The organism is Streptomyces sp. NPDC048258, assembly GCF_043201995.1.
Classification (GTDB): Bacteria; Actinomycetota; Actinomycetes; order Streptomycetales; family Streptomycetaceae; genus Streptomyces.
The window spans coordinates 1-24,584 of record NZ_JBICZH010000035.1; the positions used below are offsets into that span (position 1 = coordinate 1).

21 protein-coding genes and 4 pseudogenes are annotated in these 24,584 nt (G+C 68.7%); 11 read left to right on the forward strand and 14 right to left on the reverse strand.

Features of this window, described 5'->3' with window-relative positions; translation table 11 throughout:
* Positions 1 to 467: pseudogene (locus tag ACGFYQ_RS39100) on the reverse strand (transposase); the annotation flags it as partial.
* A gap of 32 nt (positions 468 to 499) precedes the next feature.
* Between ACGFYQ_RS39100 and ACGFYQ_RS39105 the strand changes: the two are divergent.
* Positions 500 to 994 carry a transposase gene (locus ACGFYQ_RS39105; protein ID WP_393751671.1) on the forward strand — a complete coding sequence of 165 codons (495 nt, stop codon included), beginning with the start codon at positions 500 to 502 and terminating at the stop codon, positions 992 to 994.
* Positions 995 to 1,017: 23 nt separating this feature from the next.
* On the opposite strand, the pseudogene ACGFYQ_RS39110 reads toward ACGFYQ_RS39105, so the two are convergent.
* A pseudogene (locus ACGFYQ_RS39110) lies at positions 1,018 to 1,281 on the reverse strand (transposase family protein); the annotation flags it as partial.
* 107 nt (positions 1,282 to 1,388) lie between these two features.
* Here ACGFYQ_RS39110 and ACGFYQ_RS39115 point away from each other — a divergent pair.
* Positions 1,389 to 1,664: pseudogene (locus ACGFYQ_RS39115) on the forward strand (transposase family protein); the annotation flags it as partial.
* Positions 1,665 to 1,667: 3 nt separating this feature from the next.
* Here ACGFYQ_RS39115 and ACGFYQ_RS39120 read toward each other — a convergent pair.
* Both ACGFYQ_RS39120 and ACGFYQ_RS39125 read right to left on the reverse strand, forming a co-directional pair.
* Positions 1,668 to 2,219: pseudogene (locus ACGFYQ_RS39120) on the reverse strand (transposase family protein); the annotation flags it as partial.
* 152 nt (positions 2,220 to 2,371) lie between these two features.
* The gene (locus ACGFYQ_RS39125) at positions 2,372 to 5,068 is read right to left on the reverse strand and encodes an ATP-binding protein (protein ID WP_393751673.1); all 2,697 of its coding nucleotides are present in this window, start codon (positions 5,066 to 5,068) and stop codon (positions 2,372 to 2,374) included.
* Positions 5,069 to 5,589: 521 nt separating this feature from the next.
* On the opposite strand from ACGFYQ_RS39125, the gene ACGFYQ_RS39130 reads away from it, so the two are divergent.
* A complete protein-coding gene (locus ACGFYQ_RS39130; protein ID WP_393751675.1) occupies positions 5,590 to 5,880 on the forward strand; it encodes a chaplin in 291 nt (96 codons plus the stop codon).
* Positions 5,881 to 6,707: 827 nt separating this feature from the next.
* Here the strand turns inward: ACGFYQ_RS39130 and ACGFYQ_RS39135 are convergent.
* Genes ACGFYQ_RS39135 through ACGFYQ_RS39145 form a run of 3 tightly spaced genes read right to left on the reverse strand, consistent with a single transcriptional unit; the run spans position 6,708 to position 8,433 of the window.
* The gene (locus tag ACGFYQ_RS39135; protein ID WP_393751677.1) at positions 6,708 to 7,055 is read right to left on the reverse strand and encodes a hypothetical protein; all 348 of its coding nucleotides are present in this window, start codon (positions 7,053 to 7,055) and stop codon (positions 6,708 to 6,710) included.
* 5 nt (positions 7,056 to 7,060) lie between these two features.
* Positions 7,061 to 7,747, reverse strand: coding sequence for a hypothetical protein (locus tag ACGFYQ_RS39140; RefSeq protein ID WP_393751679.1), 687 nt, complete (start codon positions 7,745 to 7,747; stop codon positions 7,061 to 7,063).
* On the reverse strand, positions 7,738 to 8,433 hold the full coding sequence (locus tag ACGFYQ_RS39145) for an RNA polymerase sigma factor (protein WP_393751681.1): 696 nt from the start codon (positions 8,431 to 8,433) through the stop codon (positions 7,738 to 7,740). The genes ACGFYQ_RS39140 and ACGFYQ_RS39145 overlap by 10 nt, the downstream gene beginning before the upstream one ends.
* A gap of 116 nt (positions 8,434 to 8,549) precedes the next feature.
* Here ACGFYQ_RS39145 and ACGFYQ_RS39150 point away from each other — a divergent pair, with 116 nt between their 5' ends.
* From ACGFYQ_RS39150 to amaP, 5 genes are all read left to right on the forward strand, one after another.
* Positions 8,550 to 9,035: an Asp23/Gls24 family envelope stress response protein gene (locus ACGFYQ_RS39150; RefSeq protein ID WP_393751683.1), complete on the forward strand. Its 486-nt coding sequence runs from the start codon at positions 8,550 to 8,552 to the stop codon at positions 9,033 to 9,035.
* 77 nt (positions 9,036 to 9,112) lie between these two features.
* Positions 9,113 to 9,292: a hypothetical protein gene (locus ACGFYQ_RS39155; protein ID WP_393751685.1), complete on the forward strand. Its 180-nt coding sequence runs from the start codon at positions 9,113 to 9,115 to the stop codon at positions 9,290 to 9,292.
* Positions 9,289 to 9,711 (forward strand): Asp23/Gls24 family envelope stress response protein, encoded by a 423-nt coding sequence (locus ACGFYQ_RS39160; RefSeq protein ID WP_393751687.1) that lies wholly within the window; start codon positions 9,289 to 9,291, stop codon positions 9,709 to 9,711. Before ACGFYQ_RS39155 ends, ACGFYQ_RS39160 begins: the two co-directional genes overlap by 4 nt.
* A gap of 36 nt (positions 9,712 to 9,747) precedes the next feature.
* Positions 9,748 to 10,437: a DUF6286 domain-containing protein gene (locus ACGFYQ_RS39165; protein ID WP_393751689.1), complete on the forward strand. Its 690-nt coding sequence runs from the start codon at positions 9,748 to 9,750 to the stop codon at positions 10,435 to 10,437.
* Between the two features lie 49 nt (positions 10,438 to 10,486).
* The gene (gene amaP / locus ACGFYQ_RS39170; protein ID WP_393751691.1) at positions 10,487 to 11,089 is read left to right on the forward strand and encodes an alkaline shock response membrane anchor protein AmaP; all 603 of its coding nucleotides are present in this window, start codon (positions 10,487 to 10,489) and stop codon (positions 11,087 to 11,089) included.
* 470 nt (positions 11,090 to 11,559) lie between these two features.
* On the opposite strand, the gene ACGFYQ_RS39175 is transcribed toward amaP, so the two are convergent.
* Entirely contained in the window at positions 11,560 to 11,757 is a 198-nt protein-coding gene (locus ACGFYQ_RS39175; protein ID WP_393751693.1) for a hypothetical protein, read from the reverse strand.
* Positions 11,758 to 11,958: 201 nt separating this feature from the next.
* Here ACGFYQ_RS39175 and ACGFYQ_RS39180 point away from each other — a divergent pair, with 201 nt between their 5' ends.
* Entirely contained in the window at positions 11,959 to 12,234 is a 276-nt protein-coding gene (locus tag ACGFYQ_RS39180) for an isoamylase early set domain-containing protein (protein WP_383912943.1), read from the forward strand.
* A gap of 197 nt (positions 12,235 to 12,431) precedes the next feature.
* On the opposite strand, the gene ACGFYQ_RS39185 is transcribed toward ACGFYQ_RS39180, so the two are convergent.
* From ACGFYQ_RS39185 to ACGFYQ_RS39200, 4 genes are all read right to left on the reverse strand, one after another.
* Positions 12,432 to 12,800, reverse strand: a complete 369-nt coding sequence (locus ACGFYQ_RS39185; protein WP_393751696.1) for a hypothetical protein — start codon at positions 12,798 to 12,800, stop codon at positions 12,432 to 12,434.
* Positions 12,801 to 12,870: 70 nt separating this feature from the next.
* On the reverse strand, positions 12,871 to 13,554 hold the full coding sequence (locus tag ACGFYQ_RS39190; protein WP_393751698.1) for a transposase: 684 nt from the start codon (positions 13,552 to 13,554) through the stop codon (positions 12,871 to 12,873).
* Between the two features lie 3,133 nt (positions 13,555 to 16,687).
* Positions 16,688 to 17,122: a hypothetical protein gene (locus ACGFYQ_RS39195; protein WP_393751700.1), complete on the reverse strand. Its 435-nt coding sequence runs from the start codon at positions 17,120 to 17,122 to the stop codon at positions 16,688 to 16,690.
* Positions 17,123 to 17,175: 53 nt separating this feature from the next.
* Positions 17,176 to 18,003, reverse strand: a complete 828-nt coding sequence (locus tag ACGFYQ_RS39200) for a hypothetical protein (protein ID WP_393751702.1) — start codon at positions 18,001 to 18,003, stop codon at positions 17,176 to 17,178.
* A 597-nt stretch (positions 18,004 to 18,600) separates the two neighbouring features.
* Here ACGFYQ_RS39200 and ACGFYQ_RS39205 point away from each other — a divergent pair.
* A complete protein-coding gene (locus tag ACGFYQ_RS39205; protein ID WP_393751704.1) occupies positions 18,601 to 19,596 on the forward strand; it encodes a helix-turn-helix domain-containing protein in 996 nt (331 codons plus the stop codon).
* A gap of 476 nt (positions 19,597 to 20,072) precedes the next feature.
* Here ACGFYQ_RS39205 and ACGFYQ_RS39210 read toward each other — a convergent pair whose 3' ends face one another.
* Positions 20,073 to 21,050: a transposase family protein gene (locus tag ACGFYQ_RS39210; RefSeq protein WP_393751706.1), complete on the reverse strand. Its 978-nt coding sequence runs from the start codon at positions 21,048 to 21,050 to the stop codon at positions 20,073 to 20,075.
* Between the two features lie 142 nt (positions 21,051 to 21,192).
* Positions 21,193 to 21,723, reverse strand: coding sequence for a GNAT family N-acetyltransferase (locus ACGFYQ_RS39215; RefSeq protein ID WP_393751708.1), 531 nt, complete (start codon positions 21,721 to 21,723; stop codon positions 21,193 to 21,195).
* Between the two features lie 302 nt (positions 21,724 to 22,025).
* On the opposite strand from ACGFYQ_RS39215, the gene ACGFYQ_RS39220 reads away from it, so the two are divergent.
* On the forward strand, positions 22,026 to 24,488 hold the full coding sequence (locus tag ACGFYQ_RS39220; protein ID WP_393751710.1) for a DUF6185 family protein: 2,463 nt from the start codon (positions 22,026 to 22,028) through the stop codon (positions 24,486 to 24,488).
* Positions 24,489 to 24,584 lie beyond the last annotated feature (96 nt).

Genomic DNA, 24,584 nt, shown 5'->3' on the forward strand with positions numbered 1-24,584 from the left:
CGTCCGCGCTTCCTCGGCGGCTCGCTCGGCGCGGGCCCCGGCACTGGCCTGGTGCCGGTAGTAACCGGAGCGGGAGACGCCCAGGACCCTGCATATCCGCTTGACGCCGAAGTCGGCGCCGTTCTCGGAGATGAAGTCCCAGCGGCGGGGGCTCACTTCACCTCCCGGGCAAAATAGGCGGCCGCCCGGCGCAGTATCTCGCGCTCCAGCTGCCATTCCTTCTCTGCCTTCAGCAGGCGGGCATTCTCCACCCGCAACCGGGCCAGCTCCTCCGCCTCACCCACACCGGCATCACGGCGGGCGGGCACGGCCTGAGACTCGTCCTTGCGGATCCACGTCCGCAAGGACTCCGCTGTGACACCGAGATCCCCGGCCACGGCCGCATACGTCCGCGTGCCGGCCGCAGCGCGGTAGAGCGCGACGGCATCCTTCCTGAACTCCTCCGGATACGGAGACTTGCGTCCCACCTGGGCATCCCTCCCTGGACCATCAAGATCCATTGTCAGGGTGTCCACTCCAAAGGAGCAGCCTCAGCCTGCGGCTGCACCTGATCTGCACACCCGGCGGCCTGCCCATCGCCTGGGCCCTGGCCAGCCCCAAAGTCGACGAACGTGAAGTCCTCGCCGACATGCTCACGGGTGACCGGGACCTGCTGGCCACGCACCCCGGGCAGACGATCATCGGTGACAAAGGCTACGTCTCCGAACACCTCGACGCCTTCATGACCGGGCACGGCCTTGCCCTGCTGCGGCCCAGCTACCGCAACCGCAAACCTCGGCGCGGCGAACACCTGCTCAAGCCGATCCGGCAACTGATCGAGTCGGTCAACGACACCCTCAAAGGGCAGCTCGACCTCGAACGCCACGGCGCCAGGACCCCCGCCGGGGTCCTGGCCCGCGTCGGCCAACGCATCCTCACGCTGACCGCGGCCATCTGGCACAACCGGCAGACGGGAACAGCCACCACCCGCTCACTGATCGCCTACGACCACTGACCCGAGCACTTCGGGCTTACTCGTGCCAGGGTCGGTGCGAGAGCGGCCAAGACCTCGATGACCTCGCGTATGTACCGGTAGACGGTCGCGATGCCGATTCCGAATCCGGCGGCAAGCTGGGCGTAGGTGTCGCTGCACCGCAAGTGGGCCAGTGCGAGCAGGGCCTGACGGCCGGCGGGCAGTCGTCGCCACCGCGTACCGAACTCCCGTTGCCGAACTGCGAGCTGCTCGGTCAGGTACCGCAGGGTGCTGCTGGACAGATCGATCGAGGATGGGTAGACAAGCACGAGAAGCTCCTGGCGGACACGGGTGATCTTGGTCGAGAACCCGTCTACCAGGAGCTTCGTCGTTACGTGCAGCCCTTGACCCCCAACAGCCCGGCCTCGCAGGCGCTGAGGCGATGGAGACGGCCCGGGCGAAGGCGTTCGTGATCCTGGACGGCACCCTGCTGCCGACCGACCGGATCGCCGCAGACACCCCCTACTACTCGGGCAAACACAAGCGGCACGGCATGAACGTGCAGGTCCTCACCAACCCGTTCGGCTGACTGCTCTGGGCTTCCCCGGCCCTACCCGGAGCCACCCACGACCTAACCGCGGCCCGAAGCCATGGCATCGTCGACGCGCTCGCCGCAGCGGGACTGAAGTGCTGGGCGGAGGCGTACCAAGGTGGGTGTTGTCACCCATGGGCCGGCTCCCATGTAGGCGCGGTAGGCGAGGACTGGGATGCCCTGGCGTTCGCAGATTCGGATGATCCGGTGGGTGCGGGCCGCGGTCAGGTCGTGTGCACGGCCGGGCAGTGCGGGCGAGATCCACAGCAGTCGTCCTGCTGGATCGGTTACCACCTGGACGTTCACCCAGTGGCGTCGGTGTTTTTGTGAGAAGTCGGCCCGGCTGTCGCCGACCCGGTCGCACTCCGCGAGGGTGCCGTCCAGCAGGACGTAGTCGGGGTCGGCTTCGCGCAGAGTCCGCCGGAGCCCGGGGGCCCGGTCGGCGAGCAGGTCGATGACGCTTGCCGTGTAGGCGTGGGCGGTGCCAACGGAAATGCCGAAGCCGGCGGCGAGTTGGGCGAGGGTGTCGTGCCGCCGCAGGTACACCAGGCCGACGAGGGCACGCTGGTGCGGTGGGAGCTTGCAGCGGCGGTCACCCTCTCGGGTAACGATGAGCATGGTGACCCACTCGACCAGGGCATGAGGCAGGTCGAGTGCGGCAGGATAGGGAACCAACAAGGATCCTGTGCCAATGAGTTGAGACGTCGAACACCTCTCTCGACGGCATAGGAGCCTTGTCCGTTGCGGATGCCGCCGTCGGTCACCTCATCAGTGGCCACGCTGAAGGAGCCCACTGATTCCTAATGCGGTCTGTCAAGCCGCAGGAATCACTGATGGCGGCGGAAGCGACGGGCGCGTGGCACGGGGCGGTTGAGTGTCCTGCAGAGTTCGGTGTCGGCAAGGTCGGGGAAGGGCATGCCGGCGGCGTGGTAGTGGGTTCGGGACTGCTGGAGGGTGTGAAGGACGTCGTGATGCCGGCCGGCGGCGCCGTAGAGACGGGCAAGGCGGAAGCTGGCCTGAGCGGCGCCGACGTGGTCGCGGGGGCCGGCGAGGGCTTGTTCTGCCAGCGTGATGGCGTCGCTGAGGCGGTTTACCTCGGCGTGCAGCAGGGCTTGCACGGTCAGTGCCCTGCTGCGGCCTCGATGGTCGCCGCAGGCGTCGGTCTCCTGAAGCGCACGGCTGATCAGTTCGGCGGCGGTGTGGTCACCCTCGTAGAGCGCCATGTCGGCCAGCCCCAGGGTGGCCCAGGTGTGCCCGCGGTGGTCCCGAACAGCGTGCAGGGTCTGGGCAGCGTGCTCGTAGTGGGTGCGGGCCGCGGCCCACCGCGGATCCTGTGCGGGAGGGTTTGTGATGTGGCACCCGGGCCAGGGGCCTGCGTACCAGCGGCGAGGGAGCGGGCAGCCGCCCACCGCGCTCTCCTTCTCGGTGTCGGCGCGGGTGCGCAGAATCCACCCGATACCGCGGGGTTCCTCGTTGGAGGCGAACAGGGCCTGCGCTTGGTCGAGTTGAGCGAGGGCTTGGTTGTAGTGAGCGTGGTGTCGGCTGATCACCGCTTTTTCCCGCAGGGTCCAGGCCAGTCCGCGTTCAAGCGGCAGGGCCCTGAAGAGACTCTCGGCAGCGGTGAGCGTTCGCGCCGCTTCCCGCAGCTCGCCCTGCTGGCGTTGCAGGATTCCCAGGTTGCCCAGGGCATCGCTTTCGCCGTGTGCGTCGCCCGAGCTGTGGAAGAGAGCGATCGCTTCGCTGAAGCACTCTGCGGCCCTGCCCACGTCACTGCCGCCGTCACGCAAGGCTTCGCCGAGGTTGCGCAGCAGCGCGGCACGGGCCCCGCCATCCCCCAGACGGTCTGCCGCGTCCAGAGCAAGCTCATGGACCTGGCTGCTGATGTCCCAGCGCCACTGATGCTCAAGAGCGATACTCATCGCGTCGGTGATCTCCCAGCACAGCTCCCACCACCCGCGAGCGTGAGCATGGGCGACAGCTGCCACCAGCACCACACGCTCGGCTTCGAACCACTCGACGGCCTCCCCCACATCACCCGCCACAGCGTCGTCCGGCGGCGGACGGCGGACCGCCCCGTCACGGCCGCTGTGCCGGGCACCGGCCGGCCGTAGCTGCGTGTCGGCTGCGTCGGCCGCGCTGAGGAGGGCACCCAGCAGACGCCGCACGGCGCTGTCGGACTCGTCCGCCGGCTGCTCGGCCGCTCGCTCCTTGGAGAACCCGCGCGCGAGATCGTGCAGCACGATGCGCTGGCCGCCTGCCTCGCCGCGGCGAGCCTGCACGAGATGCGCCAGCAGCAGTCCCTCCAGGCACGCGTCGGCCGTATCGGCGTTCACGTCTAGCAAAGGCGACAGCGCCCAGGCCGGCAGGTCGGGAGTGTCCAGGGCGGACACCAGCCTGAACGCACGCTGCTGCAACGACGGGAGCGCCTGATAACCAGCGCGGAAGACCGCGCGCACGCTGCGCTCGCCCAGGCTCAGCACATCCAGCCGCCGGTGGTCGTCGGCGAGATCGCGGGCGAAGGAGCCCACAGTACGGGCGGGAAACGTGGCCAGCCGCGCTCCCGCGATGCGCAGGGCCAGCGGGAGCCCGCCGCACAGACGGACCACGTCGCGACCTGCTTCGGGGTCCTCGTCCACCCGGTCCCCGCCGCCGATCCGTCTCAACAGATCCCAGGCGGTGCCCTCGTCCAGCCCCGACAATGCGACGCGCTCATCCACGGCCAGCGTGGCAAGGCCCTGGCGACTGGTGATCAGTACAGCGCACGAAGACCCACCCGGTATCAGCGCACCTATCTGCTGTTCACTGGCCGCGTTGTCCAGAATGATCAGGACACGCCGGTCGGCCAACTCCGTCCGGAACTGCCGTGTCCGTCCAGCCTCATCGTCGGGGATTCTGCCGCGCGCTACTCCCAGAGCCACCAGGAAGTCGCCCAGAACCTCGCCCACGGCAGCAGGACGTTCCTCCACCCCGTTCAGGTCGACGAAAAGCTGGCCGTCGGGGAAAGACGGCATCAGCCGATGAGCAGCCTGCACCACGACAGCCGTCTTGCCGACCCCGCCCGGACCGTGCACCAGGCACACCCTGCCCCCGCCCGCACGCTCAGCAGCCTCCACCAGCCGCGCCAACTCCTGGCCGCGACCGGTGAAATCCGCCACCGCCAGCGGCAGCTGACGCGGGATTCCGGACGATTCCGGGAGAAGGAAATCGCCATGGGCGAGGACCGGCGCGTGCGGCGACAGCAGCACCCGCAGCTCCTCAACGCCTGCAGGATCCTCACCCAGAGCCAGTACCAGCCGCCGTCGCAGCAGAGCCTGTGCAGCCGGAGAACGGCCCGCCTCATCGACCAGAGCCGCGCCCTCCTCACCGGGCAGCCGTCCGGCGACCCACCGGTACAGCCGCCCCAGCCGGTCGCCCACCGACTGCTCCACACCCTCCATCGCGCGATCCGCCAGACCGGCACCCAGCCTCTTCGCAGACACGATCGCCAAGGCGACCACTGCTGCCACGAGCTCCTCGACCGTCATCTACCGCCCCCCGGTCCTCCGCCGTAGCCGCCGCGCCGTCCCCCAACGCGCTACCGCCGCTCCGACCTCAGTCATGCCCAGAACGCCGCCAAACGGCACCTGGCCGCTCTTCCAATGGCCATCAATGATGCTCCTCGCTGCTCCCTGCCGGAAGTTCGCGGCACAGCGGTCGTTAGCTGAGACCCTGTCAAGATCACCGGTCGGCGTATGGTCAACCGCGCGCTCTCCGCAACGCGAGCTCCGGTGGAGCGGGGCAGGCGCGGCCCGTCCGAGGTCCTGGCGCATCGTCCGAAGAGCGTGTGCAGCACGAATCGAGTGTCGTCAACTGCCGCAGGCCTCCTCACCCTGGAGCAGCCCCGCTGAAAGGGCTCCCTGTCTGCGGACACCGGACACCACCCGCCCTGCCGGGGCCAGAGGTCACCGATCCGGCCGAATCCCCGTAACCGGCCACTGGCTCGTCCTGTTGGACGGGAGCAGCTGCCGTACTCCCTGCGGCAGGCCCACTTCTCGAGGAGATCTTGATGTCGCGTATCGCAAAGGCCGTAGCCGTCACCGCCGCGGCCGCTGCTGTCCTCGCCGGCAGCGCCGGCATGGCCGCCGCGGACGCCACGGCCGAAGGCGCTGCCATCGGCTCCCCCGGCGTCCTGTCCGGCAACGTCCTCCAGGTGCCCGTCCACATCCCGATCAATGTCTGCGGCAACACCGTCAGCGTCATCGGCCTCCTCAATCCGGCCTTCGGCAACACCTGCATCAACAACGGCGGCGGTGACAAGACCGACCACCACAAGGCCGACCACCACGGCAAGCACTGACCACCACAGGCCGCTGACCTCCGAGGAGCCACCACAATGCCGGAGCCAGCAGATCACGCCATCCTCTGAACCAGCCGCAGGGCACACGCCCTGAGCGCTCCTGCCTCCCCCACCTCCAGGGGAGGCAGGGCCGGAAGTGCAGGCCACAGGCTCGGGCCTCGCATGGGGTGCCCAACACCGGATGGAGTCCAACGACCTGTTCCGCGGGATTGAGCCGCCTCGCGCCCGCAGACCCGATCCGAGGCCCGGTGCGGGAGGGCCTGCGACTCGGTAACGAGGCATGACATGCGAAAAACCGTGCTGATCATTGAGCTGCTGGCCGCCGACCCCCGGTCTGGGCGATCCCTGTACGGCGGCGTCGGCCAGCACGCGGTAGCCGGCCCAGCCGTACGTGTCGGGGCCTGCGTCAACCGACCTTGCGAGGGCCCGCACGGTCAGTAGCTCTCCAGCTCTCGGCAGGACGCGCGCCAGCGGGGCCAGCAGCCACCAGACACGCCGGCCGCACCAGGTTCTGATCTGCTCCAGGTGCCCGACGTCCCCAAGGGTGGTGCCGTCCGCCAGCGCTGAACCCATGGCCGGGAACGTGCGAGGGTCGCACCGCTCATCGGGCGAGCTCCAGTGCAGACCCCCGGTCGCCGTCCCCGAAGTAGGCGCTGGTGAGGGTGTGGAACAGTGCCGATCGGGGGCGCAGCAGCCCACTTCCCATCCATGCTCCGCGCTGCCAGGTCATCCAGATCCTGGGGGACGTACGCCAGTGCACGTCTTGGACGGGTCGATCCACTTCTTCAGGCTCGCTAGCGGCGACCGGTCTGCTGGATGGCCCTCGTTCACACAGTGCGGGTGACCGTGACGAGGACGGTGACCGGTGCGGTTGTGCCGTGCTGGGCCAGGTGGGCGGTGATGGCGGTCCAGACGTGTTCGCGGACCTGCTGGGCGACGTCCAGGACGCGGCGGTCCTCGTGCACGACGCAGCGTACTTCTACGTGCCAGCCGCCTTCGGGTGTGTGTTCGGCCCGGATGCCGGCCTCGCCAGGAAGGGAGGCGGCTCCCATGGCTTGCTGTGCGCGGGAGGCCACGGCGGCCAGCCGGTCGGCAAGGCCCGGCTGGAGCGCGGACACACCGGGAACGTCGAGGGCAGCCCGGGCAGCAGTCTGGTGGATGTCTCGGTTTCTCATGGAGGTCATCGCTGTCCGCCCCGTTCAGTGGTCCCGCCACCGGACGCGTCGGGGGGGTCCAGCACGGCGTCGATCTCCAGGTCCACGTCAGCGACGGCCAGACCCAGCACGTGGTCCGCGGCATGGAGGACTGCTCGACGTACCTGGGCGGCCTGCTCGGGCAGCGGCTGATCGAGGGCGGTGGCCAGGGTCATGGCCACGTGCACGGCAGTGCCGTTGCCGTTTCCGGTGGGGGTGAGGCGGCAGCTGGCGGCGCGGGAGCCGGGCACGGTGTCGGCAGCCTTGCGCAGGACTTTCGCTGCGGCACTCTCGGCGATCCGCAGGTCCAGGGCGGGGTCGTCCAGCGGCAGCATCGCGCCGAGCCGCACCTCGGCCCGGACCGCGCTGATCACTCGGTCGGCGAGGCCGTGTCCACTGGGCCGTGCCTGGGCACGCAGGGCGCGGGTGGCCTCATCCAGTGCCGTCAGCCCTTCGACGGCCTGTCGGCAGGAGGGGCAGGAGGCGGTGTGCGGGTCTGGCGTGGCGGCCGTGTCGCGTGCCTGCTCCCAGGCGCGGCTGAGCGGGCGTCCGCAGGGCAGCAGCTCATCGCCGGCGAGGAGCTCCGCTTCAGGAAACAGAGGAGCGCCTGCTGCTTCAATGTCTTCGGCCGGCGGCTCGCCGCCGGAGGTGGGGTGCGGTTCGTCTAGCGCCATGGGCGCATCGCCTCCTGCAGAGCGTGCCGTGCGCGAAAGAGTCTGCCCCGCACCGTTTGTTCGCTGGTCCCGGTCACGTGTGCGATCTCCTCGTAGTGCAGGCCGTGCAGTTCCCGCAGGATCCAGCAGGCCCGCTGCTCGGGGTTGAGTTCGCCAAGTGCCGCCGCCAGGGCGGCCGTGGCCGCGTCGGTCTCGGCGACGCGCGGTGGTGAGCTTCCCGGATCGTGGGCTGCGGGTTCGGGAACGGTGTCCAGGGGGAGAGCGCGGGGGCGGCGGCGCAGGGTGCTGAGGCAGCGGTTGGTGACGATGCGGTACATCCAGGTGCCGAAAGAGGCGCTGTGGCGGAACTCCGGCAGCTGTCGCCAGGCGGCGAGAAATGCGTCCTGGACGGCGTCCTCGGCATCCGCCCGGTTGCCGAGGAGGTGGTGGGCGAGCGCGAGCAGAGGGCTGCTGTGACGGCGGACCAGGACGGCGAACGCGTCGTCATCCCCTTCACAGGCCCGTACGGTCAGCAGCCTGTCTGTCAGATCGGTGAAAGTGCCCGGGCCGGCTGAGGCGTCGGCGGTATGCGGCGGTGCAGGACCCTCCTGCGGGCGGTCAGTAGCCGGTGGGGGCGAGGGCCTGGTCCGGTCGCGCATCCACCGCTCGCTTCCTTCCGGGACCGCCGTCCCGGCGTCCGCACGCACCCTTCGATTCTATGTGATGCCCATCACGCCAACGGTGTGAGGATTGCGGCTGTGGTGCGTCCAATCCTTCGACGAGCACCGCACCGGACCCGCATGGACATCCTCGGGAGGTCCTCATGTCGGAAACCACCAGCCGCCCCACACCAGGTGAGAGCCAGCCCAGCACCGCAGGCAAGACGCTGCAGGGCCGCACCGGCGCCGGGGCCCCGCCCGAAACGCGCGGGCGGACCACCATCGCCGACAGCGTGGTGGAGAAGATCGCAGGAATGGCCACTCGCGAGGTGCCCGGCATCCACAGCCTCGGCGCCGGAATGGCCCGCACCTTCGGCGCCGTCCGCGACCGGGTACCCGGCGGACACCCCAGCGTGACCCGCGGAGTGAAGGTCGAAGTGGGCGAGCGCCAGACAGCCGTAGACCTCGACGTCGTCGTCGAGTATGGCGTGTCCATCGTGGACGTCGCGGGCGACGTCCGCACCAACGTCATCACGGCCGTGGAACGCATGACGGGCCTGGAAGTCGTCGAGGTGAACATCACCGTCGACGATGTCCACCTGCCCGATGAGGAGGACGAGCGGGAGGAGACCGAGGGCCGCGTGCAGTGACCCCCCTCGCTCCTGCCCCGGTGCGGGCACCGCAAGGGGCAGGGAAAACCGATCGACGTGAAACAGGGGTGAGTGAGATGAGCACAGCCACGGTGGGCCTGCTGGCAGGTATGGCCCTGGGCTTCGCCGGCTACTTCGGCGGCTTCTGGGCCTTCCTGCTCGTGGCAGCCCTGGGCGCGGTGGGCCTGGTCGCCGGCCGCATCCTGCAGGGTGACGTCGACGTGTCCGACTTTGTCCGGCCCCGGGACCGACGGTGACCACGCAGCCCGCTGCTTCCGCCCGCCCACCGGGCTCTCCACCCGGCGAAGCCGGGGACACAGCCCTGGCCCGTGTGCCGGCGGCCGAGCGCGGCGCGACCGTGATCCCCGACAAGGTGGTGGCCCGCATCGCGGCCCGCGCCGCGCGGGAGGCACTGACCGCCCAGACGGGCGCAACCCCCGCACGCCTGGGACTCGCCGCCCCCCGCTCGACGGTCGCGGTCAGCGGCGGATCGGCCCGGCTGGGCCTGTCGCTGGACCTGCCTTACCCGATCGACATCGCCGTCGCGTCCCGCGAGGTACAGCACTTTGTCGGCGAGCGAGTGGCCCAGCTGACGGGGATGCGCGTCACCGAGGTCACCTTGACCATCCAGCACCTGGTTCCCTCCGGCGGCCTGGAGCACAGACGAGTCCAATGAACCAGGCCAGCACCCCCACCGGGAAGGAGAGCGGGCATGACACGGGACCAAGAACCCCCCGCAGAGACGGAGCAACCCGCCACCACCCGAGCGGCCACCCCCCTGACGGTGTCGACGCTGGCCAAACAACCGCCAGACGCCGCGCAACCCCAGCACAGCAGCACAGCGGACGACGGCAGGCGCCCCTCGCGCCGCCTGTGGTCCGAACGCCGGATACCCGCCGCGCTGGCTGCCCTCGTCATCGCGGCCGGCACCGTGCTCCTGCTGCTCGACATCTCCATGGTGCGGGCCGGCCACCCCGCCGCCGCCTGGCGCACCCGCCTCGCCCACGAACTGGCCACCCGCCCCCTGGACGACATCTGGACGCTCACCGGCGCCGCCCTCACCACAGCCCTCGGCCTCTGGCTGATCATCCTGGCGCTCACCCCCGGCCTGCGCCACCAACTGCCACTCAACGCCCCCGCCGGCCAGTGCAAGGTGCGGGCCGTGCTGGAACGCGACGCCGCCGCCCTGATGCTGCGGGATGCCGCCATGCGCGTCCCCGGCGTCAGCCGGGCCAGGATCCGGGTGCGACGACACCGCATCAAGGCTCGCGCAGACATACGCTTCCGCGACCCCGGCGAGGTCAAGACCGACCTCACCGCCGTTCTGCACGAGCAACGTGACCGGCTCGCCCTGGTCCACCTGCCCAGGCTCACCGTCCGCGTACGCCAGCGCCGCAACTGACCGTTCTGCGGACACTCGAACCGGCAAGAAGAAGGCGGGAGACGAAGCCATGAAGAGGCAATCCGTGATCAACCGGATCCTGCTGGCTCTGGCAGGCATCGTCCTGCTCACAGGCGGCCTCCTCGTCCTCGCGGGTGGCCTCGATCTCTACCGGCGCTGGCACCTGACGCCACCCGACGGATGGCCCCTGAGCACCCCGCACACCGTCCTGCTCAGCGCCGCCGACCGCACCCGCTGGACCGATCAGGGCTGGTGGTGGCCCGTGGTGATCGCTGCCCTGGCCGTCATCGTCCCGCTCGCCCTGTGGTGGCTGCTGGAGCAACTGCGCCGAACCCGCCCAGGACGCATGTCCATCGGAACACCCCCGACAGACGGTGTGGAACTACACGACCACGCCCTCAGCGACGCGATCGCCGCCGACGCGCGCCAACTGCCCGGCGTCCAGCAAGCGCGGGTGCAGATGACCGGCCGGGCCAACCATCCCGAGGTCCGCATCACTCTGACGCTCACCCCGGGCAGCGAGCCCGGCTCCATCCTGCAGGCCCTGTGCCACGGCCCACTGGAACGCGCCCACCAATCCACCGGCTGGGCCCAACTCCCCACCCAGGCACGACTGCAGGTCACCGCCCACAAACCCCACCGCGCCGAATAGCAGACCGATCTCAACTCCTCCACACCCGCGTCAAGAAGGCTTGCTCGCCAGCCAGCCCGGTCCGACACTGGACACCCCGCTGTGTCACTTGGAGATGGCAGCGATGCCGGACAGGTGGGGATCGGCTGGGCGGCAGGGCGGGGGTGCAGTGGCCTGGCCGCGCTACGGCGAGCCGCCCCGGGCCGCAGGCGGAGCTGCGGGCATTCTGGCGGCTGTTCAGCATCCCCGAGGCGCGGGTCAGCTGAGTGTGGGGTCCCGGGCTGTCGTCTTCCGGGGCTCCACGCCATGTCCGCCGCTGTCCGGGCCGTCCGCATGGATTCGCCGGCACAGGAAGCGCGGCTGAACGGGTGTGCTTCTGCGCTTCCGGAACGCTCACGGCGGCGGCCGGGCAGAGCGGGGCGTGACAGAGCCCGGCCGGGGTGACTACGGGGCGCCTGGCCGGGCTCTGCGTGCGTGGGGTGCCGCTCTGCTCAGAAGTCCTCGTTGCGCAAGTCGCTCTCGTCGCGAAGCGGGTCTTCCTCGCGGCGCCGCTTGTTCTCGTCGGGGCTCTTGCCGCGGGACGGCTGACCGGGCTGGGGGTGGACCGGGTCCTGGCCGGGGCGCTGTGGGCGCTGCTGTTCCTCGCGCCCCTTGCCCGGCTCCTGGCGCTTGTTCTGCGTACCGCCCATGACGGCGACTCCTTGATGCGTGGGGTGCGGATTCCTCCCGCCACGCTGACACGTAGCGTCACAGTTCTCACCATTTCGGATACGGATCGTGGCGGGAGGGTGATTCCGCAGCCCGAGACAGATGCGTCGGAATGCGGGCTCGGGGCGGTGCCGAGGATGGGCGCAGCCCCACCCGCCCGCGCCGTTCAGGAGTCGATTCCCATGCTGGAGCGCACGCTGCGCAAGGACCGCACCGAGGTCACCTTCATCCTTCCCGCGGACACCCCGCCCGGGCCGGTCAGCGTGGTCGGCGACTTCAACGACTGGCAGCCCGGCGTGCACACCCTGCGGCCGCGCAAGGACGGGAAGCGGGCCGTCACGGTCGAGCTGCCCAGCGAGAGCACCCACTCCTTCCGGTATCTGGCTGCCGGTGACTACTGGTTCAACGACGAGAGCGCCGGTGACCAGGAAGGCCCCAACAGCCGCCTGCACACCTGATGTCGCCGCCGCCACCGGACGGGACACTCGACGTCAACGGGCGCCCCCGGAAGCGGTTGGCTTTGTTCATCTCCAGCGGGTTCTGGCACAGATCTTGGGGAGCGGTCGCGGAGTGTTGCCTCGATGTTCGATTGCAGGGGGAGGGTCACGAGCCCAGGGCCCTCTGTTTCAGTGCACTTTGGTCGCTCATCCGGCACTCATCGGTCGCATGGGCACAGGATCCGGTGTGCGTCGATCAGTGTGAAGGTGTCTTCGTTCCAAGAGCAGACCTCAAGCCACGCCAGATACCCGTCCTCGGCGAACACCAGAACCTCGCCGGCGGTCTCTCCGTCCGCGCCGAACAGTTCCATGTCGGCCACCACCTGCGTGCCCGTAAGCGCGGGTGCGGGTGCGGGTGAAACACCGTCCGCATCGAGACTGAAGTACGTCGAACCGCAGCCGCACGCACAGCACTTCTCCAGTCGGAGATGCCGCATCTGCCGATGCAGCGCGAGACCTGGGTCCACCACCATGCTCAAAACGGTGTCCAGTACGTGAGCAACGTCAGTAGGCAACACTCTGGTCATGTCTGCAAGGTATCTGACCTGCGCAGTACTTCTCGGTTCTCGCGCAGCTCTTGGGGAGCGTCTCGTAGTGCTACTGGAGCAGGATCATCTTTCGGAGAAGTTCGAATCCGGCTCGGCCATAGAGCTGCCGCTTGATCTTCTTGATGCGGTTGACGGCTCCCTCGATACTGCCGGAGCTCCAGTTGAGAGTGAGACCGGCTGTCACTGCGTCGAGGTCCCGGAGTAGATGGAGTGCGAAGCCAGTGAGGCCGGGTAGCTGGCCGGCGTCGACGGCATCGATCCAGGTGGGGAGTGTGGCGCCGAGGCGTCCGGTGAGGATCTCGCCGAACTCGCGGACATGCCTGGAGGCCGTGTCAAGTTCAGGGCAGCGGGCAAGGATGCCCTTCAGTCCGGCGCGGTCATCTTCGGTCAAGGCGGTGGGGTGGCGAGTGAGCCAGCCGGTCACCTGCCGCACCGACGGCGGCAGCGGTGCCGCGTCGGCCGGAGTCCTGCGGAGGGTCGCGATGTGGGCCCGGACCATCTGGTAAGTGACCGGCGCATTGTCGGCGAGGAGCTCACCGTGGAGGCGGGTGACGCTGGTGCATCCCTCAGTGAACCGGCTTTCCAGGTAGGGCTTGTAGGGGTCAAAGCGCCGGACCGTCAGCCGGATCACGAAGCCCTGCTCAGCGAGCGGAAGATCTTTCAGCCTGCGCTGGTATCGGTCGTGGACTCGGCCCGAGAACGAGCCGCAGTCCGCATGCAGCCCCGGCCGCACGCCCTCTCGCCACCACCTCGACCGTGCCGAGCGCGGCTGCGACCGCCTCGACATCCACATCCTCGATCCCCCTCGAACACCAGCGAAGCCCAGAACGGTGCATCGGTCTGCATGACCAGCACCATCACCGCCCACAATCGAGCGCAGCAGCGGCAGGCAGACACCTGACGGAGCGTCAGTTCTGATCGGACGGACGACAAGGCGTACGCGGTCTCACGCGAACCGTCTCCTCGCAATCGAACAACGGGGTAACGCTCCGCGACGACTCCCCAAGATCTGTGCCAGAGCCCGAAACTCGGCAACATCGACTCTGTCGGCCGCAGACCGTCCTCGGCACTGACCAACAATCGCTACTGGATCTCGGCGACAAAGCCAGGTGTGCCACGCCATGACAGTGAAACCCGCCCGGACATCACTTCCGTGTCAGTGGCGATCACACCCCTCGCCACACCACCAGCACAAACACACCCGGCTGACGGCCTATCACTGCCAGCACCCCACTGACACCAAACCGGCGCATCGCACCGGGCAGCTGGTCCACGCTCTGGAGGGTGGAAGCGCCTACCTGCTCCTGCACCATGTCACCCAGTGGGTCTGGAGGCTCTCAGGGGATATGGCTCGGCTCAGTTCAACGTCTGGGCTTTGTGAGACAAGGCCCAGACGTAGTGCCAACGGTTCTCCTTGAGTTCTCTTGGGCCGTTGCTTGTGGCGGCGTCGATGACCGCCCAGAGGCCGCCGCCCTCATGCTGTGCAGCTCCTGCTCGATGTCAGCTGCGATCTTCATCAGGGCCTGCTCGGACTGCACTGCGTTGACTGCATCGTCCAATTCGAGAAGTGACTTCCGCAGAAAGGTCCGAAAGTCCGCATAGTTATTGAATTCGGAAATTGTGATGTCACTGAAGTCCCTCAGCCCTACGCCGTCAATGAAGGGCAGTTCTATTTCCAGAATTGGCCGGACAATACGGCTCTTGATCGGGTGTGCGCCGGACGCGTCGATCGCCCGGCCGTCACGGATGAGGTAGTCGATGGAGGAAACTGTTCGGGTTGCGTGAGGGACGTGTGATCGGTGTTGCCCTCTACGACCTGGCCATCCCGTGTCGAGTAGTTGGGGAGGCACCAAGCCAGACCAGCCTTGAGCAGTGGCTCCGAATCCAGAAGCCAGCGTCCGAGCGCGGCAAGGTCGGGACTGTGGATGCCGATGAACCTGGCCGGGTGATTGTTGATGATGCGTCTGTATTCGGCCGCCTCTTCACCTCTGGGGGGCGAGCCCAGGTCCCCGCCAAAGGTGCTGGAGTTGTAGTAGTCCCCGTATAGGACGTCCTCGGCCCCCCCGCCGCACGGGCGAGTCGCGAGCCACCTCATGGAAGCTGCTGTTCCAGTCACCGGACAAGAGCAGTGTGTCGGCGACCAGAGTCACTCGTTTCGCCAAGTCCTCAAATGCGGCAATGTCAGCAGACACCCCTACGTAATAGCGGGACCGGGAGACATTCTTCTGGTCCGTCAGTCTGGATCCGGCGCGCCCTCACATGCGGCTCCCGTAGCGCACGGCAACTCGCTCAGGATCACCTCGCTCATCCGAAGACAGCTGGGAGAAGAAACTCCGCATCGTCCGGGCAACGTCCTTGTTCTGAACCGGCTGGCGGCGTCGCAGCATGGAGCGATTGTGCAGGACCAGTTGCCATGTTGGCATCAGCTCCCGGTTCACGGCCCGGCACAACGCAGGTCCGCCCGAGCGAGTGCCCCAGCAGACTCCCGCCCGCCAGGGCACAGGCAACACCACAGATGGCCTGTCAGCCGCGTGTAGCCGCTACCGCCCTGTTCCGTGTCAGGGCCGCGCAGTAGATCCCACCTTCGACGTGCCACTCCAGCACCGGGCCGACCTCGTCCCCGTGCTCTGCACAACAGCCCACCGGGACGACACCGCCGCAGTCGTGCCGCTTGCACACACAGTCCTCGCCCGCCCCGGCATACGGGCCCCCGTGGCGGACCACCCCGCCCGCTGGCCAGTGGCGGGTGGGGGACTCTAGGTTCCGGTCGTACTCGACGCGGGCTACGACGCTCTCCGCACCGCCCAGCTGTTGGCCGACCTGCCCGTGGAGGTGTTGGGTGAAGCCACCGCGGTGACCCTCACCCAAACCAACCGGTACGGGACCGCGACGGCAGAGGCCTGGGACCGGCTCCACCCCCGGCTGACCGGAGGGCCGCATGGCTCGACCACGAGGGTCCGCTGCCGATCATCGAGTGCACCGTGATCCGCCTGGCGGTCGCGAGACTGCCCAGCGGTGAGGTGAACAAGCCCGTCTGGCTGTGGTGGTCCGGCACCGGCGCCGCCGCGCAGGGCATCGACCGGTGCTGGCAGGGTTCCTGCGGCGCTTCGAAGTGGAGCACACGTTCCGACTGCTCAAGCAGACGCTTGGCTGGACCCGGCCCAAGGTTCGAGCGTTCCTGGTGGAGCAACGGCGACGGCGCGTCGCTCGGTGTGCTGCCCGCGGCCCGGGAACCGGGCGAATTCCGGTACGTGTCCCGGTGGGGCACCGACCCGCCCTGGCGTGGCGGTTCGATCGGCTTCCGCCAACTGGACGCGCTGAGGCTCGACAGCCTCCCGTGTGCGACCGGCTTCGACGACCGCCCCATGGCGGGCCGGCCGGTCACCGTCCCGGTGACCCGGCTGCTGGCCTCCCTGCCGGACACGCCGCCCGTGCTGGTCCTGGGCTACCGACGGCAGTACGACCCCGAGCGGGAACTGCGGTACACCGAACTGTCGTCGCACGACTGCAACACAGGACACCCGAGATCGACTCGGACCTCGGCTGGGCTACCATCGCCGCCACGACCCTCACCATTCGTGGCCTCGGCGAGACCGAATGTGAGAACGCGTGGGAGCTCGACACGGGCACCATGCTCCCGCTACGGCGCCCCGGGCACTCTTCCCAGGGGCGCGTCGTGGCCGAGGAACGGGAAATCCGGCGACGCGCCGGCCCTGAAGTACCAGGTGCGAGAGGGTTCACCCCGGCGGATGCGGGGAGCAGTTCGCCATCCTGCGCACCGACGTCGAGCGCAACGGCGCGCCCGCCACGGCCGCGGCACACCGGTGTGTGCTGCGGCCGTGGCGTGACACCCAGCCTGCCCAGGGTCAGGGCAGGTTGACCACACGGTGCGACGCGATGTTGTGGTAAAGCGACTGGCCCGCTCCTGAGCCGCCGGGCCCGAAGCTCCAGTCCCGCAGGTCGGGAAGGCCGGCCCCGTTGTAGACCCCGCGCCCGGCGCCGCCGTAGTTGCTGTTGTAGTACACCCAGACGTCGTCGAGGCTGCCCGGGTAGCGCAGGTTCCACAGCGAGGCGGCGTTGTTCTTGCACTCGCCCCAGGACGCCGCGCTGCCCGACCAGGATCCGCACTCGTTCTGGTACCAGTAGTCGTAGTACGCGTGCAGGCGGCCGGTCGGCGGGTTGGGGACGGCGGCTGTCTGCCCCGCGGGCGGGGAGTCGGCGGCGTGGGCGGTGAAGGTCGTGGCCGTGACGGCCAGCGCGGCAAGTGCCGCGGTGACGAGGACCGTTCGCACGGACTTCATGGTTCTCCCTCAGCTGATGGTTCGGACGATGGTGTGCGCGGCAGCGGTCGGGCTCACCGCTCGGCGTCGGCCTCGACGACGGCGCGGGCCCGGGGCAGTGCGTCGAGCCGGAACCGGAGCCAGGCGGTGACGTCGTGGCCGTACTTCTCACGGAGCTCGGTGTCGTACTTCCGGTCGAGCCGCGCAGCGGTCTCCGCGAGGCCCGAGGACCGCGCGCAGTCGGCTTCGGCCACCGCCATGGCGACCTCCCGTTCCCGGGGGAGGGGCTTGTCCGGCGGGGGCAGCGCGGCCCGTGCGGCTGCCGGGTCCTGGAACGCGTACCCGGCGGCGTTCATGCACGCGGACCACTTCCGCGTGGCACCGCGGAATTCGCCGTCGGCGATCACCTGCCCGCCCCGCAGGGGCGGCAGCGAGTCGACGGTGACCCGTGCCTGGAACCAGGCCGCCAGGTCGGGGTACAGGCCGCGCTCGGCCTGCGACTGGCACCCGTCGGGACTGCGGCTGATCTTCAGCCTGTCCGGCGCCCGGGCGGTCAGCCCGTCCGGCCGGGAGCCGTTGGCCGCCGCGATGGCGGGGGCCCTGCGTTCCTGCGGCAGGCTCCTGAAGTACCGCTCGTTGACCCCCTCGGTGCTGATCTCCTCCCTCTTGCGGTCGAGGTCGCTGCCGTAGCCGTGTCGGCGGGCCCATTCCGGGTCGTCGACGACGTACGGGAAGTCCCGGGCGTCGGGTACCGGCTGTCGGGGCACGGGCTCGTACACGAAGCCCCGGTCCCGCATGCAGTCGCGGAGCAGGATCTGCTCGGCCGCGTGCAGCAGGTCCGCCTCCGGCTCCGTCACCTCGCGCAGCGGCTCCCCCGCAGGGGACGCCGTCCGGTGGGCCACGGCCCGTACCGGTGCCGAGCCGCCGTGCCCCGTGGCGGCAGCCCCGGCCCCGACGATGCCCGTGACGCCCAGGACCGCGACCGCGAGCAGGATCCGCCGCCGGTATCGGGGGCCTCCCCGGTGTGGCCCAGGTGCCCGGCGTTCGCGTGGTTCTCGTGGCCCGTCCGGCCCTCCCGCCGGTTGCGGCGGCCCTCCGACTGCGTCCCCCTCGCTGGACATCTGCCCCACCCCGGTCCCTTCTTGTGGTACGCCGCCTTCGCGACATTCGGAAGTCTGCCGCCGCGGCCCGGTCGCGGTCATTGGCGTACGGTGCACGCGCCATTGGTCCTCCGTGCACGCGCGGCGGGCCCGTCCTGGTGAGAACGCGCCGGACGCGGCGGGGCTCGCCCCCGGTCCCCGGAGGCCGTCGATGCCTTCCGCTCCGGTGGCCCGCAGGGCAGCTGCCGACGTCCGTCGGCTCCGAGGGCTCCTTCCGCCTGCCCGAACCGGGAGGATCCGGATCAAGCCGCGCGGCGCGGAGCCGCGTGGACGGCAGGCGGCGCCCTCCCCAGGATTGAGGACCCTCCGCATCGCCCGGCGGAGGCCAGGGGGGATTCCATGGGACTGACGGTTTACGACACGGCGGACCTGCCGACCGAGGACCGGTTCGAATGGTGGCGGGAGGCCGTCAGCCAGGGGGCCGGTGCCACCCACGTGACGAGCGAGGACCGGGCCGGCTTCGCCGGGAGCATGGAGGTGCTGTCGCTGGGGGCTGCGCGGATCACCACCCTGTCCTACGCGGGCCTGCGCTCGCAGCGCACCGCCCGCCTGATCCGCCGGTCCGACCCGGAGACGTACGAGCTGACGCTGCTGCTTGGCGGCACCATGGGAGTGTCCCAGGCCCGCCAGGAAACCCTCCTGCGGCCCGGGGACTTCAACGTGTGGAGTTCATCGCTCCCCTACGACAGCCAGTCCGCGGGCGAGCCGGACGGATCGGCCCGCGCCGTGGTCCTCCATCTGCCCCGGGCCTTCCTCCCCCTGCCCGGAGCCAAGGTCGACCGGCTCCTCGCACACGGCCTTCCCTCCGGGAGCGGCGTCGCGGCGGTCTTCGCCCGTCACCTCGCGTCCGTGGTCCGGGAAGCGCAGTCCCTGACCTCCGTGGACGAGGAGCGCCTCGGCGTCATGACGTGGGACCTGGCGACCGCGTTCGTCGCCCACCACGTCGACGCCGCGGACCGGCTGCCGCCGCACACCCGGCACCAACTGCTTTTGAAGCGGCTCGATCTGTTCATCGAGGGCAACCTCGCCGACCCCGCGCTCTCCCCACGCCAGATCGCGGCCCGCCACCACATCTCGGTGCGGCTCCTGCACCGGCTCTTCGCGGACCGGAAGGAGACGGTGTCACAGACGATCCGCCGACGCCGGCTGGAGCGCTGCTCGGCCGACCTGGTGGATCCGCGACTCCGGGCCCTGCCCGTGCACGAGGTGGGCAGGCGGTGGGGTTTCACCGACGCGGCCGGCTTCAGCCGTACCTTCCGCGGCGCCTACGGACGGACGCCGGGGGAACACCGGCGCACGCACCACCTGCCACCGGTCGGGGCCGCGTTCGGGTAGTGGTGAGTGGGGTGTACGGGATCGGATCCAGGCCTCGAACGGCCTGCCGTCCCGTACATGGCTGCGTGGGTAAGAGCTGAGGGACTTCGTCGGCAGATCCGACTCCCGCCAGACGTGCGCGTGGACCTGTTCCCGGGCGCCGGACTGGCCGATGTCACGACGGCCTGAAAGTTAGAGGACCTGTAGACGGGCACCCTTGCGGCGGCGGTCTCCGAGGCTGATCACGGGGGCGGACCGGCGGGGGGGCCGGGTCGGCTACAACGTCTGGTGCGAGGGAGCGCATCAGGACCGGGTGCAGTCCAAGGTCTTCGGCCGCCTGGAGGAGGGATGGCGGCTCACCGTACTTGCGGCCCAGCATGGCCCGGACGAGGGTGGGCTGTTCGGGGTGGACTACGACAGGCTCGTTGGTCCGCCAGCCCCGGGCGGCGAGTTGCTTGTAAAGGCTCTCGCGGCGGGCGTGGTCGATGTGGCCCAGATCAGCAGGCGGCCTGCCGGGCGAGCACGAGCTCGGTGCTCGGCTTGCGGCGGGTCGGTCGGCGAGCCGAACGGTCAGAAACCAACGAAGCGATCGCCTGGTGGGTTGCGGCGTAGTCCTCGCGTGGGCCGGTGTAGCGCTGGAGCGGGCACCACTGCCGCAATTCGGCGTTGGCGTGCTCGACGCAGATCCGCTCCGAGGACTGCCGTCGGCGCATCTCTCGCCAGGCGTACTGCTCGCCGAGCGGCGCGTCGCCCTTCGGCTTCTTCGGAGGAGCGCTGATCTGGTCAGGGAACTCGTTGGCCAGCCCCCGGTAGCCCTCGTCGACCTCGGCCGTCACCTTCGGGTGGAGCCGGCACTGCTCGGCGATACCCTCGGTGCGCATCGCGGTCTGGTCGTGTATACGGCCAGGTCGGTCCGCGCCCGACCACAGCAGACGGCCCTGGCCGTCGCTGATGGTGGTGGTCTTGATGGTGTTCTGCTTCTTCTTGCCGGAGACGAAGGCCCGCCGTCCGGGCCTGCCTGCCTTCGGGCGGCGAACCTGGGTCTCGGCGCCATCGATCCGCAACCGGATCCCCGCGGCCTCGGCGTAGGCGAACACGTCCGCCAGGGTCCGAAGTCGCACGCCGGGGTGGTCGGGGACTGCGAAGCCACGCATGGCCAGCAACGGGCGGATCTCCCCGATGGCGCGGGAGATCGTGGAGCGGGCGACGTCGTACAGCGCGGCGAGCGCGGCGTGCGGGAGCCCGGTGCGTAGGTGGACCAGGGTGACGAGCAGGCGGTCGGTGAAGACCAGGTCGTGCTTCGGGCCGGCACCGGCCTCCCGCTGCCGCTCGGCACCACGCCGCTCACGAAGCTCCGACTCGCACCGGGCGAGCCACAGATCGGCCAACTCTTCGACCAAATCGCCGAGATGCGCACGCGAGACGCCACAGAAGGCAGGATGGGTCAAGGCCGCACGAGCCCACTTCTTGGTCACACTCGAAGAACCCGTGCGGCCACTGCCACGTCACGGCTGCCCGCCGATGATCAATGGGTGTGGCTCTTCTGCGGGGAACTGTCCGAGCTGGGAACTTCCCTGCAAACGAGCAAACGCAGCCGGCCAAGCACCGGCCCGAGCATCAAGGCCTCAGAAGTCCGCCCACCCACCAGTCGTGCGGCTTGCCATCGTTGGCGATGCTGCGATTGCGCAGTGTCCCTTCGACGGTGAAGCCGAGTTTCTCGGCGACGGCACGCGAGCCGGTGTTCCCGGCCATGGCCCACCACTCGATGCGGTGGACGTCGAGGGTGGCCCAGCCCCAGTCGCACAGGGCCCGAGCGGCCTCCACCGAGTACCGGCGTCCGCGCTGTTCCTTGACCGCCCAGTAACCGAGCTCCCAGACGCCGCGGCTGATGAGGGTCAGGCAGTACGAGCCGACCAGGGCGCCGGTGTCCTTGCGGAACGCGCCGAAGGTGTAGTCCCTGTCCTCGGCCCACTGAGCGGGCAGCTTCTCGCCGACGAGCTCCTCCGCGTCCGCACGCCGGTACGGCACCGGCACCGGGGTGTAGAACTGGATGTCCTCGTCCTGGCAGGCTTCGTACACCGCATCCACGTCGGCAGGTGTGAAGGCCCGCAGCACCAGACGGTCCGTCTCAAGAGTCACTGGATCCATCGCGGCAGTATGACCACCATCAACAAGCGGCGACCAGCGAATATCCCGACCGAGCACCGCCCACCACAACACCCCCGGGCTGGTCAACGGTCGTCGCAACACCCCAGATCAGCTGCCCCCGAGACGGAGCTACACCCACCAGCAATAGCGGACCGAACCGTAAGGGAGAGCGCGAATCACGAGGTTAAGTTCGCGCGCAGGGGGGAGGCTGCGGACATGTTGAGGCTGCTTACGCTGTCGCTGGGGTTGCTGTTAGCGATCGCCTTGACCCCCGGGACTGCGCTGGCGGTCCCGACGGACCCTTGCCGGCCGGACCAACTCGCCGAGGCTACGGTCCGTACTTCGTTGACTTTCAGGCATCGCGGTTCGGACTTCAGCAAGGTATCGAGCAGTCTGGTGGCACCGTTCCCACGAAGTGGGCCATGGCACCCGCCCTTTCGCTGGCGCCGAACACCGAGGCGTACCGATCGGCCATGCGCTGCCTTCTTGACGAGAACGAAGGCAGCATGTGGTGGGTCCGGGACCAGGAGTGGCGTACCACAGAGCCTGCCGTGACTAGTGAGGCGGGTAGTCGGCTCCGCGTGGAGTACCGGGCGCACACATGGGCTGACCGTCAGGGCAGAACTGATGTGGGGCCCTGGAAATTGGACTTCGGTGCGGATAACTGGCGCGTGAGGTTGACTCCCCCTGCGGCTTTGTCCCGGGCCTTGTGGAGCGAGGTCTCCGTCGATCTCGGCGGCCAGGCGCCCCAATGGGTGACCCCCACGCCTGGGGAGATCGACAAAGGCAAGGTGCTTCGGTGGCGGGATGAGCTGAGTCAGAGCTGGCCGAGCCTGGCCTTCGAAGCGCCCTCACCGCAGCATTGGAACGCGGCCGCAGATCGCTACCCATGGCGCCTACTCGAGGCGTTTTCCTGGGACATCGCTGTTGCAGGCTTGATGCTGGTGGCCGCGCGCCGCTTGCAGCGGGCAGCGACTTCGGACCGGTGCCGTAAAGCGGCCTGGGGGCTGAAGGCTGCAGCCTGGATCGCCTTTCTGCTCGCACTGCAAGGCGCATTGGTCCAGCCCGGGTACATGATGGCCCGGGAGTTCGTAGACCACCCTGTGGTGAACCACTACCAGGACCGGGTGGTATGGCTCGTGGTTAGCCTTACGGGGCTGGCGCTGATCGCATTCGGTCGGCCGCGGCGCAGCATCACGGTAGCCGCACTCGCCGCCGCGGTACTGAGCGCATCGCCTGTGCTCTGGCCGCCATGGTTCGGACTGCCTTGGAGATTCCAGAACGCGGACTTCTGGCCGGAGCGCATTGGTTCGCTTTGGCTCGCCACGGCGGCCGCCGCCTTGGTGTTCTTGTGGCTGCTGGGTGTTGCCGCCGCCCTGCAGCGCATTGCGGCCGCATCGTGGGGAAGGTCCAATGACCACCGCATGCGGCTGCATGGAATTGGTCTTGGGCTGGCAGTGGTGTCCGTCATCGCAGGGATATGGAGTCTGATAGCCGCGTACCGGTTTTGGGAGCGCATCTCTTGGCTGAGCAGCACCAAGTTCGAGAGCCCTCAGTTGGGGGTCTCATACGATGAGGGCGTCACCAACGAACTCATTGACTTTCTTGTATGGTTTGGCCTGAATTGGGCAGATTTGATGTGGGGTGCGAACTGGGTGATCAGCGCGTTCGCCTTGCTTTTCGCCCTCCGCGCCAGGGCTCTGGCCCATGACGCCTCGCCGTTCGCCCCAAAGAAGCAGGACTGGCTACTCATCCTGCTGTTCTTCCCGGTGGCCGTAGCCCCCGTCTACGGGTGGTACGCGGGAGTTCCGGCCGCCGTGTTGAGCCTGCTCCTCAACCTGGCTGCTGTCACCCTGCTGCTGCGCTACGGCGTCCGCCATGCACGCCTAACCCGCGTAGTCTCATCGAACACCGGACTCAACGAGCTCCTGACGCCTCAGGATCGATCTCACTTTCTTCAGGCGGCTGGCCGCCACCGCGAATTGCATGCGCAGTTGAGGCGGCTGGAGAAAGGACAGCACGATGAAGAGGTGCTCAACCGGGCAAGGATTGAGCGCATGCTGGACCGGCTGCATCGTTGGAGAGTTTCCCCTTCCATCGCTCGCCCTCCCGGATTGCCGAGCCGCGTTCGTCTACCACAGAGCGTGAGCCCCATTGATGTGGTGCTCTGTTGGGGACCGCACACTTCCTGGTGGGATAACGCCCGCGAGACCGCCCGCACGGCCGGCTGGCTCGGGGTGCCAGCCACATGCGTGATGTTCTGGGTGTGGTCAATCAAGGATGGTTCCTGGGCCATCGTGATGGAGCAACGAGTCGGGCTCCTGGCCGCCATGCATCATGCTGGTGCCTGGCAGGTTACCTGGATGGCAGGCGGCTTCCTGCTTGGCGCCTTGTGGCGCGTATTGCCTGGCCGCCAAGGACCGACCAAAGCACTATTCGTCACACTCGCATTTTCCGCCCCCATCCTAGTGCATTTGGGCTTAGTTACGTTGACCGGCCAAGCAAGAGGCGTGGCTGACCTGGGCTGCGCCCTTCTGCTGCTCGTACTCACTATTACGGGGATCAGAATCGACGTAATCTCGTTCACCCACGAGCGCCCCTACTGGCGCTCACCCATCGACCTACTGATGTCGGTCTACCAAATGCGCCACGTATCAGTGCAGGTGGCCTACTTGCTGGCGCAGGTCGCGGTGGTATTGGCGATCTGGAGCCAGGTCACGTCAGGCGTGGACCCCTCCCAGATGCCCCCCGGCAAATCCCCGTAGTAGCGCCTATTGATCCGAAACGGCTGGGGTTCTGGGTCGTTGTAGTGGTGTGAGCAATCTGGTGGGGGACGCGCGGCATCTGTCGCCGTCGGCGCA

What these genes read in the sequence shown, in the direction of transcription:
- ACGFYQ_RS39195 (WP_393751700.1), bottom strand. Translation starts at nt 17,122, where the DNA reads ATGAAGTCCGTGCGAACGGTCCTCGTCACCGCGGCACTTGCCGCGCTG.
- ACGFYQ_RS39130 (WP_393751675.1), top strand. Translation starts at nt 5,590, where the DNA reads ATGTCGCGTATCGCAAAGGCCGTAGCCGTCACCGCCGCGGCCGCTGCT.
- ACGFYQ_RS39135 (WP_393751677.1), bottom strand. Translation starts at nt 7,055, where the DNA reads ATGAGAAACCGAGACATCCACCAGACTGCTGCCCGGGCTGCCCTCGAC.
- ACGFYQ_RS39185 (WP_393751696.1), bottom strand. Translation starts at nt 12,800, where the DNA reads ATGACCAGAGTGTTGCCTACTGACGTTGCTCACGTACTGGACACCGTT.
- ACGFYQ_RS39215 (WP_393751708.1), bottom strand. Translation starts at nt 21,723, where the DNA reads ATGGATCCAGTGACTCTTGAGACGGACCGTCTGGTGCTGCGGGCCTTC.
- ACGFYQ_RS39125 (WP_393751673.1), bottom strand. Translation starts at nt 5,068, where the DNA reads ATGACGGTCGAGGAGCTCGTGGCAGCAGTGGTCGCCTTGGCGATCGTG.
- ACGFYQ_RS39140 (WP_393751679.1), bottom strand. Translation starts at nt 7,747, where the DNA reads ATGGCGCTAGACGAACCGCACCCCACCTCCGGCGGCGAGCCGCCGGCC.
- amaP (WP_393751691.1), top strand. Translation starts at nt 10,487, where the DNA reads ATGAAGAGGCAATCCGTGATCAACCGGATCCTGCTGGCTCTGGCAGGC.
- ACGFYQ_RS39175 (WP_393751693.1), bottom strand. Translation starts at nt 11,757, where the DNA reads ATGGGCGGTACGCAGAACAAGCGCCAGGAGCCGGGCAAGGGGCGCGAG.
- ACGFYQ_RS39180 (WP_383912943.1), top strand. Translation starts at nt 11,959, where the DNA reads ATGCTGGAGCGCACGCTGCGCAAGGACCGCACCGAGGTCACCTTCATC.
- ACGFYQ_RS39150 (WP_393751683.1), top strand. Translation starts at nt 8,550, where the DNA reads ATGTCGGAAACCACCAGCCGCCCCACACCAGGTGAGAGCCAGCCCAGC.
- ACGFYQ_RS39155 (WP_393751685.1), top strand. Translation starts at nt 9,113, where the DNA reads ATGAGCACAGCCACGGTGGGCCTGCTGGCAGGTATGGCCCTGGGCTTC.
- ACGFYQ_RS39165 (WP_393751689.1), top strand. Translation starts at nt 9,748, where the DNA reads ATGACACGGGACCAAGAACCCCCCGCAGAGACGGAGCAACCCGCCACC.
- ACGFYQ_RS39205 (WP_393751704.1), top strand. Translation starts at nt 18,601, where the DNA reads ATGGGACTGACGGTTTACGACACGGCGGACCTGCCGACCGAGGACCGG.